Origin of the sequence: Bradyrhizobium sp. 87 (assembly GCF_023073015.1) — a bacterium.
In the GTDB taxonomy this organism is placed as follows: domain Bacteria; phylum Pseudomonadota; class Alphaproteobacteria; order Rhizobiales; family Xanthobacteraceae; genus Bradyrhizobium; species Bradyrhizobium canariense_D.
Window position 1 is genome coordinate 16,376 of the sequence record NZ_JADPIQ010000041.1, and the last position, 13,216, is coordinate 29,591.

At 57.4% G+C, this 13,216-nt stretch carries 3 protein-coding genes, 1 tRNA gene and 4 pseudogenes; 3 read left to right on the plus strand and 5 right to left on the minus strand.

Going from position 1 to position 13,216, the window contains the following annotated elements:
* Nucleotides 1-781: 781 nt before the first annotated feature.
* The 3 genes from IVB50_RS09455 to IVB50_RS09465 all read right to left on the minus strand — a co-directional run bounded on the left by IVB50_RS09455 (nucleotide 782) and on the right by IVB50_RS09465 (nucleotide 2,246).
* Nucleotides 782-1,207, minus strand: coding sequence for a hypothetical protein (locus tag IVB50_RS09455; RefSeq protein WP_247295718.1), 426 nt, complete (start codon nucleotides 1,205-1,207; stop codon nucleotides 782-784).
* A gap of 111 nt (nucleotides 1,208-1,318) precedes the next feature.
* A complete protein-coding gene (locus IVB50_RS09460) occupies nucleotides 1,319-1,630 on the minus strand; it encodes a hypothetical protein (RefSeq protein WP_247295720.1) in 312 nt (103 codons plus the stop codon).
* 512 nt (nucleotides 1,631-2,142) lie between these two features.
* A tRNA-Met gene (locus tag IVB50_RS09465) sits at nucleotides 2,143-2,246 on the minus strand.
* 650 nt (nucleotides 2,247-2,896) lie between these two features.
* On the opposite strand from IVB50_RS09465, the pseudogene IVB50_RS09470 reads away from it, so the two are divergent.
* A pseudogene (locus tag IVB50_RS09470) lies at nucleotides 2,897-9,282 on the plus strand (amino acid adenylation domain-containing protein).
* Between the two features lie 3 nt (nucleotides 9,283-9,285).
* Nucleotides 9,286-10,710, plus strand: a complete 1,425-nt coding sequence (locus IVB50_RS09480) for an MATE family efflux transporter (RefSeq protein ID WP_247295722.1) — start codon at nucleotides 9,286-9,288, stop codon at nucleotides 10,708-10,710.
* A 684-nt stretch (nucleotides 10,711-11,394) separates the two neighbouring features.
* On the opposite strand, the pseudogene IVB50_RS09485 reads toward IVB50_RS09480, so the two are convergent.
* Together IVB50_RS09485 and IVB50_RS09495 are read right to left on the minus strand one after the other, a co-directional pair.
* Nucleotides 11,395-11,580 (minus strand): annotated as a pseudogene (locus tag IVB50_RS09485) (integrase core domain-containing protein); the annotation flags it as partial.
* A gap of 286 nt (nucleotides 11,581-11,866) precedes the next feature.
* Nucleotides 11,867-12,090: pseudogene (locus tag IVB50_RS09495) on the minus strand (helix-turn-helix domain-containing protein); the annotation flags it as partial.
* A 105-nt stretch (nucleotides 12,091-12,195) separates the two neighbouring features.
* On the opposite strand from IVB50_RS09495, the pseudogene IVB50_RS09500 reads away from it, so the two are divergent.
* Nucleotides 12,196-12,915, plus strand: a pseudogene (locus IVB50_RS09500) (transposase); the annotation flags it as partial.
* Between the last annotated feature and the right edge of the window lie 301 nt (nucleotides 12,916-13,216).

Genomic DNA, 13,216 nt, shown 5'->3' on the forward strand with positions numbered 1-13,216 from the left:
CAGACCCTACGACACAATAACCAAGCCCATTAAGTTTGCCTCGTCGACTTCAAAGCCGGAAGATCAAGAGCGGAAAATCCTTGACCTCACTGGCGAGAACCTAAGACGGGGCAAAGGAAAGCAGGCCATAGTGGCATGTGGCACCTTTAGTCTCATCGTGACGGAAGGACGCTATTGGTCAAAGACGGTCGATCTCGGTAAGACAACGCTACAGTCGTCCTATTCGTCGACAAGTGGAGATAGGAGCGAGTACCCTGCGCCATACGATCAACAGAAATCGGTTCTGGACTGAGATCGATCGAGACGCGAGGATTTCCTATTCGGGACGCAGGCTGAACGCGGTTTATAAACACCGGTTTTAAGGACCGAAGACAGCTACCTCGCCGCGTTCTTCTGATGCAATGGCCTTTCGCTCTTGCGATCCGCTCTGATTGGCGGTCTCGATGCCGAGCGATAGCGGCGGTGAACGAGCGGACGCAGGACTCCGCTTGAAAAGGCGATGCGGGCCGGCTTGCCGAAAAGCCGAGGGTTTACCCTTGAAGCGTGCGCGCGCCGGCCCGCAGTAAGGCAAAATGAGAGAACGCTTTATTTTGGCGGAAAGCGCGAAGAGGATGACGCATAACGATCAACGAGGGACACCGCGTGATGTCCTGACCTCAAGAGATCGCGTTCGCGATTGCCGCTATGGGCCCAAGGCCCGCGGGCGTATCCGGCAGGCGGTGCGCTGGACGAGACGGCGGGCGTCTTCGTGCCGGTCAGGACGGATGCGTTGTCCGCAAGATCAATCCGGGCGCTTGTCGGGGGACTCGCCGGAAGGCCTTTTCGTCCGTTTGGGACGCATCACGTTGATCGCGGACGCGTCAAGAAGGTCCTTGATGTGGGCTGCGTAGAATTTCTGGATCATGTCGGCGCTGGTGCGGCGGTTCTTGGCGAGCGCGTAGATGTCGGCGCCCTCGATAAGGCGCATGCAGATATACGTGTGGCGCAGGCTGTATGCCGTGCGTTTGTTGCCCTCGCGGTCAAGCTTGAGCTTAGTGCGGCGGAGCACGCCGTTGAACATTTTGATGTGATTGCTCGGAAACAGCGGATCGGTCGGCTCCGGATAGCTCGGCTTCTTCGGATGCTCCGGAACATTCTTGAGCCAGACATCGGAATCGGCTTTGGGGCGCTTGAGCAGGCGCTGATAGGGCTGCACCGCGCCGGGCATGCTCTTGCAAAAGCCGACGCCGTGCCGCGCACCTGGAGTTCAAGGATGCGCTCGTCGGTGTCCCTGTCTTGGACGACAGTCACGTCTCAGTGCCGAAGATTCTTGGCCTCGTCAGGACGAAGGCCGGTGTTCGCCATGAACAGCACGAAGTCGTGGACCTGTTCGGCGCTCCACTTGTCCTTGGCGCGCCGTCTTCGCGTATTCGCGCGTAGCTGTATAAAGCTGCTTGTATTCGTCAGGGCTGAACCAGGGCCGGTGAACGATCTTGCCGTGCGTTCGATACGGAGGAGAAAGGTCGCGGAGATAGCTCAGCCAGTTGTGGCGGATGGCCGTTTTCAGGACGAGCCTCAAAGTCACGATTTCATCGTGCAACGTGCTGCGCGCGGGCGGCTTGCCGGTGCGGGAAGTCCTTGCACGGTGCATCCGGTACTCTTGCACTTTGCCCGCGTAACTTCGGATAGGCCGAGATTTCCGAAGAAGGGACGAAGATGGAGCCGGATGCGGATTTTGTGGCCCTCGGTCCAGCCGCTCGCTTCGCTGGCCCTCGGTGATGATCCCGTATTCTTTTCGAATGGATCGGCAGCGTGGCCGAACGTCTTTTCAGTTTTCAGGAGACCCGCTCGGGCTTTGCCGCGGAGCGCGAGATACCAGTCCTCGGCCCCCTCTTTTGCAGCGTCGAGATCCTCCTCGTTCGTCGTGACGCGAAACCGCTGGCCCTCCAGAGACGCGTTGCAGTTCCAGTAGCGTCCTCCGCGTTTATAGACCTGGACCAGGCATCCAAGGATCTCATGTCAAGCCATTTTTCCCTCCCGTGCGTCCATAGTAGCACGAAAAGGGAACCGGCAAAAATTTGTGCCAGCGTTGTGCCAGCCCGATTCTGTCAAAAAAGAAGGGGCAGCGATTTGCTAGCCCATTGTTTTTCTTAGTAACTTTTGTTGCGGGAATAGGATTTTGAACCTATGACCTTCAGGTTATGAGCCTGATCAGCGCCCGGTGCTCGTGCGTGCGATAGGTTCGCTGGAGCCTGCCGTCTCCAGCGTGGCCCGAGTACATCCGTCGGTGACGAAAGCATAATTCGGCGACAACGCTTCGCATGCCCGCATGGTGTTGGCGCTCGTCAAGGTATCGCCGATCGGCAAGATCGCTTCGGCTCCGCCATCGATGCCAATGACGCCCGTCTGCAACGCGCCAAACGAGCCGTTAAGATAGAGTTCGCCGCCTGCGAACACCCGACCGTCCTTGGCCGCGTAGCTGGTCTGGCGGTGGTTACGGTAAAGTCTTTCGTCATACAAGCTGTGTCGGGGGGGGAGGGGGGCAGCCCGCCCTCGATCGGTTGGTGGTGGCGGCTCGAGGGCCGAGAAAGCGGACAATTACGCTAATCACAAGCCATGACCAGCCTGTGGGCGCGTTGATTGCGGGTGCCATGCAGACGTTGGCGGTCCTCTACAAGAGCAGGTAGGTGCCAAAGTGGACGCGCCGTCCTAGCGTCTTCCTGTTCCTCTGCCGATCACCGAGCCAGAAGCGAACACCGAGAAGCTCATACGGACAAAACCTTACGACGTGCGGAATCAGGCTGGCTGCGCATGCACACCTCGTTGACGAGTTCCGGCGCTCCGATTTTGGCGCCGATGAAGGCGACGAATGGCGGGGCGCGCGACTACGCAAAATCAATCAGCCAAGGAGCAGTCCATGGAGCGTCAACCGGTTGACGCGATCACGGCGATCAATCGGTTTGCCGGTTCGGATCCGAAGAGAGTTGCGCTGAGGCACGGCGCAGACGAACTCACATATGAGGCCCGACGATCAAGATCGGGTGCCCTTGCAAAGACCTTGCGAGAGCAGGGTGCTCGCGGCGGGGTTGTCGGCTATTGGAGAGGGCGAGACCTCGACTGGGCGACGGCGGTCATCGCAATTTTGAAAGCTGGATCAACGTACCTACCGCTCGATCCTTCGCTGCCGGCTTCCCGTACATCATTCATGATAGTGCAGAGCCGCTGCGCTTTGTTGATGGGCCGAGACCGACCGGCATTGCTCAGCCTATTCCAGGAGAGCAGCAAAGCAGCTCCTCAATTCGTAGCTATAGAGGCGGCCCTGCGCCGGGGGCAGACCTCGTCTGTTGTGCCATCGCCGAACGTGGATGGACTTGCCTATATTTTGTTTACGTCTGGTTCGACGGGCCAGCCTAAGGGCGCAATAATCGAGCGCGCTGGCCTAAACAATCATTTGGCGGCAAAGATCGATGCTTTAGGTCTCACTCGGACGGATTGCGTCGCGCAAACGGCATCGCACTGCTTTGACATCTCGCTTTGGCAGCTTCTTTCAGGACTTTGCGTCGGAGCCTCTATACTGAGATCGCCGTCATCGCTCCTTCAAGCAATTCAACGATGCGGCGCTACGGTCGTCCAATTCGTTCCGTCGGTGGCAGTGTTTGTTGAATATCTGCAATCGCTTGCCGCGGCAGAGCGAGCCATGGATGGCTTGCGGATTATTTCTACGGTCGGAGAACCTGTAACGCCCGGATTGGCGCGTGGGTGGCTTGCCTTGTATCCCCGCGTTTCCATTCTCAATCATTACGGGCCGACCGAGTGCGCCGACGGCGTGACGCATCATCTGGTTGCCGTGCCGCCTGCGCTGGCTGAGCCTTATGTGCCGATCGGCAGACCAATTCAAAACGTTGAGGTTTATGTCGCGGACGGACCACGGCTCTGCAATGTAGGAGAAGTCGGCGAAATCTGTGTCAGCGGCGTCGGTGTCGCTGCCGGTTACGTCAATGACCACGTCCGCACCAAGGATGCGTTTGGCCCAAACCCGTTCTCAAACGACCTGTCCTTCCGGCGCCTATATCGGACAGGTGATCTTGGGCGCATCCGTTCCGACGGCCTTTTGGAATGTCTCGGCCGACGGGATCGTCAGGTCAAAATTCGCGGGCACAGAATCGAGCTGGGAGAAATCGAAGCTCGTTTGTCCGCTCATCCCTTAGTGCATGGCGCCGTCGCAGTCGAATCTGTCTGCGCAGGCGTAAAGCTTACGGCGCGAGATATAGCTAGTTCGGAGGCGCAAGCCGAATCGCGGCGGCTGGTTGCGTATGTGTCGGCTCCAGCTGAACTGGCGGAAAGCGACCTTCAGAAGTTTCTTGCTGAGGCACTCCCCAGCTACATGCTTCCGGAAAGAACCATCCGCGACAGAAGTATTCCACTGACCAGGAACGGAAAGGTCGACTTTGCAGCATTGCCTGACCCGGGGAGTGTTCGGCCGTTATTGTCAACGCCCTTCGAGGAGCCGCAATCAAACCTCGAAGTCCGGCTACGTCAAATCTGGTCCGGCATTCTGCGTATCGAGAACATAGGTGTGAATGACCAATTCATAAGCCTCGGCGGAGACTCCCTCCGCGCAATGCTTATATTGGGGCAGTTGCAGACCTTGCTGGGAGTGAAAGCGGATTTCAGACTGGTCCTGAACGGTACAATTCGATCTCTTGCCGCTTCGGTCGAGGCTCGGACTGAGCGCAATCCATGCACGACTTTGACGTGCCGAAAGCTAAACCGATCACCTCTGACGCGTCTCCAGGAGCACCTTTGGTTTCTGGCACAGCTCGATCCATCTGCGCGGAACTACATCATTCAGGGCGGGCTGCGGATTAAGGGCAACATCGATTTGGCTCGGTTCAATCGCGCCTGGACCGAGGTCGTTCATTCCCACCAGGCACTTTCGGCGCGTTCTATCAACGAAGACGGTCCTGTTCAGTGCTTTGATGCTCCTCCATGCACCAATCTTGAATCGATCGATGCATCTCATCTCACCTCCTCCGAGGCTGAGGAGCTCATCGCACAGTTTCGGCGAACGGAGCTGAAAGACAATTTCGATCTCGGACAGGGCCGCTTGCTCCGCGAGCGCATGGTCCGGTTTGGTCCCGACAATCATGTCATATTGATCACCGCTCACGAAATCATCCTCGATGCCTGGTCGATTTCTGTTCTGCTCAGAGATCTTCAGCAGAGATATTTAGATGCCGCGGCGCCTTGGCCAGAGAACTGTGCGTCACTCTCGGGCTACGCGGCGTGGGAAAAACAACACATTTCTCCAGAGGCGCTGGAGAACCAACGTTACTATTGGCGTCGTCAGATTGGTGATGATCCGCCGGTGCTTTCGCTTGGAAGGGCGCGCCCACAAACAAATTCATACCGCGGCGGCTCGCATCCAGTGCTGCTTGGGAGCGATCTCTCCAGCCGGGTAAGAGAATTCGCGCGCCAAAATAGCTACACCACGTCGACAATACTGCTGGCGTGCTTCCAGCTGCTTCTACGAATGTATCGCCGTCAGGACGATATTGTCGTCGGCATGCCACACGCTGTACGGGATCAACCTGGCAGCACCGACATCGCCGGCTTTTTCCTGAATATGCTGCCGATCCGTGCGGCGATCGATGCCAGTCAATCCTTTGCTGCTCATGCCAGGCGCATCCAGGGCCTGGTCAGCGATGCCATCGCAAATGCGGCCTATCCATTCGGATGGATGGTCAGGGATACAAGGTTATGTCGCGAACCGGGTCGATCACCGATCTCCCAGGTCATGCTCAACATGTACTCCGAAGCCACCGAACCAGTTGGTCGGGACGAGTTGGCTCTGACATTCCGCGAGTACGACACAGGCTATGTCAAATTCGACCTAACACTGTACGCGCAAGATCAGGGCGATGAGATTGCGCTCCAGCTGGCGTATGCGGAAGACATAATCTCGAGTGATCTGGCTATCCGCATGGCCAACAATCTGCGCTATTTGATTGCCGCCTGCGTTGATAAACCGCTTGTGCCCATTGAGGAACTAGGCTGCCTCAGCTCCTCAGATCTTACTGTCCTGGATTCTCTGGATGGGTTGCTCAAGCGATATGAATCTGAATGTCCGCTTGTTGAAGCGTTCGAGCAGATCAGCGTCTCTAATCACGGCAAAGTAGCATATTTTGGCGAGTTCGGGGAGGTCACGTTTGGCGAGTTGCGTGAGCGCGTAGCAGCTATCCGCTCGTTACTGCGGGATATGAAGGTGAGGGCCGGCGATCTGGTCGCCGTGCTTGTTGACCGGTCGCCGGACGTTGCCGCTGTCATGCTTGCGGCGCAACGCTTGGATGCTGTTGTCGTGCCAATAGCTCCGGATTATCCACGTGATCGGATCCAACATATCCTGCGAGATACTAAGGCTAAGCTCTTGGTTCACGCGAATATCACGGAGCCTGGCTTTGAGATACCTTCGATTTGTCTGTCGGCCTTAGAAACGTGCAGAGTGTCAAGGGATGATTTCGCGCCTAGCGACACACCGTCAGATCACCGAATTGCGAACCTCATATACACGTCCTCCTCCACAGGCCGGGCGAAGGGGGCTCTTATACCGGAAGCGGCCATTCTCAACCGGCTGAACTGGATGTGGCGATGCTTTCCCTTCGATGGCACCGACGTCATGGTTGTCCAGAAGTCCGCCTGCCTTGTTGCGTCCGCTTGGGAGTATTTTGGTGGACTTCTGAGAGGTGTGCCCACCCTGATCCTCACCCAAGAGCAGGTGCTAGATCCGGATCTGTTGTTGTGCAGTTTGGCAAACATCGCGTGACACGCTTTTTTGCCTCTCCGCCAGTCCTGTCCGGTCTCATTGGGTCCCAGGAACGGCAACCGCAAAGGACCGCCTTGAGATTGGTCACAAGCAGCGCCGAACCGATGTCGTCCTCGCTGCCCGCTCGCTGGCGCGGGTCTTTTCCGGGCGTGCCGTTGTGGAACTTCTACGGTGCGACGGAATGTGCGTCCAATGCTGCCGTGCACGAAACATCGGATGCCGATGACAACTCGGCGCTTGTCCCGGTGGGGAAGCCGATCGACAACGTCAAACTCTACGTGCTCGATTCACGATTGAAGAGAGTGCCTGTTGGAGCCCCCGGCGAACTGTGCATCGCGGGCCGCTGTCTCAGCGCTGGGTACTGGCGGGATCAAGATCGGACTGACCGCTGTTTCGTGCCCAATCCGTATGATGGCGGACAATACAACGTGCTTCATCGAACTGGAGACATCGCACGCATCTCGGCCAGCGGCCTTCTCGAGATTTGCGGCCGATCGGACAGCCAGATCAGGGTGAGGGGCTTTCGCATCGAGCCGGAGGAGGCCGAAGTTGCTCTTGAGTCTCGTCCGGCAATCGCAAAGGCCGCGGTCTTCGCAGAAGGCATCGATGACGATCGCCGCTTGACGGCAAGCGTGGTGCCCGCTCGCGAGGATCTCAGCTCTGGAGAGATTCTCGCCCACCTGCGCAAGAGGTTGCCAACTCCCATGGTCCCCGCAGCCTTCAGGTCGGTTGACAGTGTTCCCCTGATGGCGAGCGGAAAAATAGACCGTACTCGCCTATCCCCCGTTCCTTACCGCGAGATAGAAACCAGTCCATCTGCTGAGCCTCGCACCAGGAACGAGCGAATTCTTGTTCGGATCAGGGAGGATCTATTAGGCGCCAAGGGGGTGGGCATCGACAGCAGTTTCTTTGATATCGGCGGCGATTCTGTTCTGAGCGTGCGTTGCGTCACGCTGGCGTGCAAAGCCGGGCTGAATCTCACCGTCAACCAACTTTATCGAACGCCGACCATCAGGGAGTTGGCGGCCGGGGAAGCGGAGGCGGCACCCCACAACGTCGCTTCCGCGGACGGCTTGCTGCCTGTGCCCCCCATAGTATCGTTTTGGAATTCTCTTCTCGGCTTTGACGAGCATTTTAACATCGGCGATCCGTTCTTCGTGCGCGGTGGCATCCTGAACATCAAGATCCTGGACCGCGCTCTTGCCCATGTCATCGAGAGGCACGAAGGCCTCAGGCTCCGCGTTGCCCGAGCCCAAGATGGACTACGGCTGGGGATTGGGCCTTGTCCGACTGAGCGCATCGTGGAGGAGATCGATCTTGTCCGGATGGCCGGCCCAGACCAGCGCAGGACAATCGAGAGCGTCTCGGCAAGACGTCAGCACATGTTTCGGTTTGACGGTCACACGCCTCTTGTTCACGTCGCAGCCTTCCAAACTTCGGAAAGCGGCGATTACTATCTGCTCGTGCTGATGCATCATTTCGGAGCGGATGGGATGGGCTATCGGCTGTTCCTGGAAGCATTGGAGGGCGCATACCACGCTCTTGCTGCAGGCCATGATGTGAATGGCCCTGAGACCGTACAAAGGCTCTCGCCCTGGTTGAAGCGGCTCGAGCGCTACGCTAACAGCGAAGCACCAGACGAACTCAAGTACTGGGAGGATATTGACTACGATCAATTCAATCTGCGTGTCAGCGACGCGTCATCGCGCGACACGAGTGTTGCCGAAGGAAGCGCGAGAGAGCTTCACGATGCAAGTCTTAAAAGTCGTCGGGTCGATGCGAACGGCCGTTCGCGGGTAGATCGGGCCAAGTACCATCTTGAGATCGACGGGGAAGCGACAGCGGGTCTCCTTAGTATTGGAGCCAGATCAGCGCATTGTCAGGACTTTGATGTGTTTCTTGCTGCCCTGTCCGGTGCGGGTGGAGCCCTGTTCGGCAACTATTCGCTCTGGATTAATAGCCTGACCTCGGCACGAGGTCGGCTGTTTGACGATTTCGATTCATCTCAGATCATTGGCCTTATCAGCGAGCTCGTTCCGCTTTCATTGAAGGTCACAGGAATGGAGTCGCGTTCCGACCGTGCTCGTTCAATATACCGGCAGCGCAATGCGCTGCCGCGTGGGGGAATAGGCTTTCGGGCTCTGAAATTCCTGAACCGAGATCCAGCCGTGCGGTGTCGGCTCGATCGCCTGCCACTGCCCAGAATTGGGGTGAATTATCGGGTCGGTTTGCAGCGCTATTTCGCGCGCCGTTTTCTAGACACAGATCCTTGTCCGCTTTCGATCGGCGAACACATGCATCAAGCAGCGGCGATCCACCTCTTCTGGTTCGAGGTCGGATATCAATCCGGTCGTCTACAGATCGACACCACTTATGATCCGAGCATGGTCGATTATGAGGCGACCCGCCATGTTTGCACGGTCTTGCAACAGGAGCTGATGCAGACGATCAATGAATTCGTAGAGCTGAAGACGGCGTGAATCATGGACAAGTGCAATGCGGAGCTCGTCGTCAAAAGCAATCGCGATGCGATGCCGAAGAAAAACCGGCACATCGATCTATCGGACCAGAAGCTCCCGGGCCTTCTTCTGCGGCTTGCCATTCCATCTGTTATCGGGTTGTCGATTAACGCGTCGCAGCAGGCCCTTAACGCAATCTTCGTCGGCTCACTCGGCGCGCAGGCGATTGCAGCCGTCAGCATGACGATGCCCCTCATCGTCCTGCCCGCAGCGGTGGGAGAGGGGATCGGTGTGGGTACTGCCTCCTTCATATCTCGTCATCTTGGTGCTGGTAATGCGTTGGAGGCGAGCCGGGGGGCGAGTACGGCGCTTGCGCTCGCCGCTCCCATCGGTGTGATTATGACCATCGCCCTGCTTGTCACTCTACGAAGCATCTTCGTCGCGCTTAGGGCAAGTCAAACCATCCTGCCCATCGCGCTAGACTACGCCACGATCCTCTTGCTGGGGTCTACTTTGATGCTCCTAAATATCGTCAGCGGCTTCATCGTAAGAGCCGAAGGCAACACACGTTTCAGTATGTGGACTATGCTGAGCGCTTTCATATTAAACGCCGTGCTTGACCCCATTTTTATATTCTTACTCAGCTGGGGCGTGCGGGGCGCAGCCATAGCAACGCTGATATCTCAGGCCGCCGCCATGAGCCTCTATATCGTGTATTTTACAAAATGGCCCGGCACTGTGCTCGTCGGTATCTCTCAGGTCTCGTTGCGAGTAGATCGGATCAGACAGCTTGCGTTCATTGGGGCGCCGGCGACCATGACGAGTATCCTTTCTGCTCTTGGTGGTATGTTCTTGTACGGAGCTGCTGCGCCGTTCGGCGACGAGTTCATCGCGGCGGTAGGAATAGCTGTGAGAATCTTGACAATTGGCGCGCTGCCTATCATCGGCTTCTGTATCGGCTCGCAAGCTGTCCTGGGGTTCGGTTGGGGGGCGCGCGACTTTACGCGTGTACTGAAAGTTGCGAAGATCATGCTCTCTGTCACGGTGGCGCTTTCCTTAGTTTATTCCGCGGCAGTTATGGTTTTTGTCCGACCTTTGGTCGGGCTGTTTAGCGACAACAAAGGGGTAACGGATATCGCCGTCTCGACCTGCATTGCCTTTCATCTGTTTTTTGGACTTTACGGTATTCAGAGTTTCGCAACAACAATGCTTCAGTCGCTGGGCAGAGCGCGCCTCAGCGCGGTGGTGTCTTTCGCAAGGCAGGGATATCTCTTCATACCGTCTGTACTTCTCCTTCCATTCGTATTGGGCTTCAGCGGAGTACTGGTTAGTCAGGCCATCGCTGAGCTGGGCGCTGGATTTATCGGCTTAGTTGTCATGTTCCGTCAGTTCGCGGAGCTGAGACGAAGAGACCGGCGCCGTTATACACGAAGCGAGAAGCATCTTTGAGGTGAAGTAGCCATGAGAAAGGGGGAAACTGGGCAAACGCGCCCGATGACGTATGTCTCCAATATGTTGTCAAGTGCAATTATGCTGATGTCGCCGCGGAAAGCGAAAGAAGAGAGGTTGAGCAACCCGAACGAACCGTGACGGGGCTTTTAGCGCGGATCGTAACTGCTATGTGCTTGATTGGAGTCGCCCTTACCTGGATTCATTGTTTTGCGGCGCTGCCGTGTGCTCGCTTGTAAGACGCGGTGTTGCGAACTCGGCGGATCAGCCAGCAGTTGGGCGCTCGCCGGCATTGTAGAGCTGGACTGTGGTAAATCGCGAATTTTATGGCAGCGATGGTTATCTTAGCCTTCAGTGAGTTTCACGGCCTGCCAATCTATATTATTGAGACTCTAGCTTCTATATTCCCAGCAATTGGGAGAGCAACGAGAGGTGGGTTCTTGCCCAGTTGGACGGTGAGGTATCCTGCGTTTGACGGCAAACAGCTATCACAGCTTGGTCGGTATTTTGCGAGCGCACCACGGGCAAGGCAGATCCGAACACGCGCTGTGACAGCGCCACGATTCGAGCCATTGGACTAAGTTTGTTAGGCGCGCCCTCACCGATTTACCCACAACGCTGCGAACTGTGCCATCGGTGGACGTGGTTTTGGTTTGGCACGTTAGGAGACGATTCTGCTTTGCCCAAGTCTTTCCTGGTCAGGGCGAGTTTGCTGATAGGCGGCATCGAGCCGATACTGGTACGCGGCCGGTGCCAATTGTAGCCGTGAAGCCATCTCGGCAGGTCAGCGGCTCTCTCGTTTGATGTGTTATAGGCGCGAGCATAAGCCCATTCGCGCATACTGGTCTGGATGAAGCGCTCGGCCTTGCCGAAGCGCTTGGCTGGGAATACGTGCACGTCTGCGTCGACGGTGCTTCCCAGATCGCCTTCAGCAAGGTCATGAAGAGCGAGCGACGGAGCTGTGCCGTGGCCTTCCTCAAGGTCGCGATCGCCTACTACGCAAGCCTGGGCATCAAGGTCAAGCGGGTGACAAGCAACGGCTCGTGCTACAAATCCATTGCCTTCTGCAAAGCCTGCAAGCGCCTTAGACTCAACACATCCGTACCAAGCCCTATAGTCTGAAGATTAGAGCCCGTAGGTTGCTCTGCCCCGTTCAATCGCCGGTGAGGCGATGGCCGATACGATGAACTTGCCGAGTTTTTTGATGTCGATGTAGATCAGCTCGCCAGCATGTTCACGCTCATAGCGTCGCACCGGCTCGACCGGTTCCAGATCGCGCAATCGGTTCAATCCGAGCCGCCGCAGGATACGGCTGACGGTCGCTGGCGAGATGCCAATCTCGGTTGCGATCTGCTTGCCTGTGTGGCGCTGCCGGCGCAACAACTCGACTTCAGCGTGCCGATTCCGACGAGTCGCCCGGGTGTATACCGATATTGACCTGCCACTGAGTATTTCCTGCGCGGCGGCGATGAGCGTGAGGCTCTCATCCTGATTGTCGCGCTACACCAAGCTTGCTGAAGCGGCCAATGCCAGCAATCGAGCACCGAAGTGCTGATTGCCCATCTCAAGCTCGAGATCGGGAAGCTATGACGCACGATATATGGCGCTCGCTCCGAGCGGTCGGCGCGGCTGCTCGTCAGCTGGAGCTTGAGCTTGAGGAACTCGAGGCGGGCGCGACCGAGGATGAGCTCGCTGCCAAGAGGGCGGCCGGGAAGACGCAGACCGTGCGTTCGTTTGAGCGCAGGCGGCCGGTGCGCCAGCCCTTTCCCGATGATATCGAGCAGGAGCGCGTGGTGCTGCTGCCGACGCAATGTCCCTACTGCGGATCGGCCCGGCTGTCGAAGCTCGGCGAAAGCGTGACCTCGACGCTGGAGGAGATCCCACGCCGGTTCGAGGTGATCGACACAGTCCGGGAGAAGTTCAGTTGTCGGGATTGCGAGGCGATCACGCAGCCACCAGCGCCGTTCCATGCCACACCCCGGGGATCAGCCGCTAAATCGACAGACCCAGCGCCTCAAATGTGAGGGGATCGCCCTGTCGGTCTCGACGCTGGCGGACCAGATGGGCGCCGGAGCCTTTGCGGTCAGGCCGATCTTTGAACTGATCGAAGGCTATGTGCTCTCCACCGACAGGCTCCACGGTGACGACACCAAGATACCGATCCTGGCGAAAGGGAAAGCAAATACTGGCCGGATTTGGACCTATCGATGGACGGTCCCAGCTTTGCAAGGCCATTTGCTTTGTTCCGGCTAGCGATCGTTTGCAGCTATCTGATCCGGCTCTATGGCGATGCCACGATCCTTGATGAGATCCGCGGATCGGCGCCCAATTACGTTGGCGAGCTCTGAAGCTCGATAGGTCCAACGGGCTTAGCCGACCCCGGTCCGACCGGTTGCCATCACTCTGTTATAGCGCGACAATCTGGATGGGAAGCGCGCGACAATCAGGATGGCGAGTCGGTGTCGCGGCGAGGTGATGATTGCCGCGATGATTGTCGCGCGCAAGA

What these genes read in the sequence shown, in the direction of transcription:
- IVB50_RS09455 (WP_247295718.1), bottom strand. Translation starts at nt 1,207, where the DNA reads ATGCCCGGCGCGGTGCAGCCCTATCAGCGCCTGCTCAAGCGCCCCAAA.
- IVB50_RS09480 (WP_247295722.1), top strand. Translation starts at nt 9,286, where the DNA reads ATGGACAAGTGCAATGCGGAGCTCGTCGTCAAAAGCAATCGCGATGCG.
- IVB50_RS09460 (WP_247295720.1), bottom strand. Translation starts at nt 1,630, where the DNA reads ATGCACCGTGCAAGGACTTCCCGCACCGGCAAGCCGCCCGCGCGCAGC.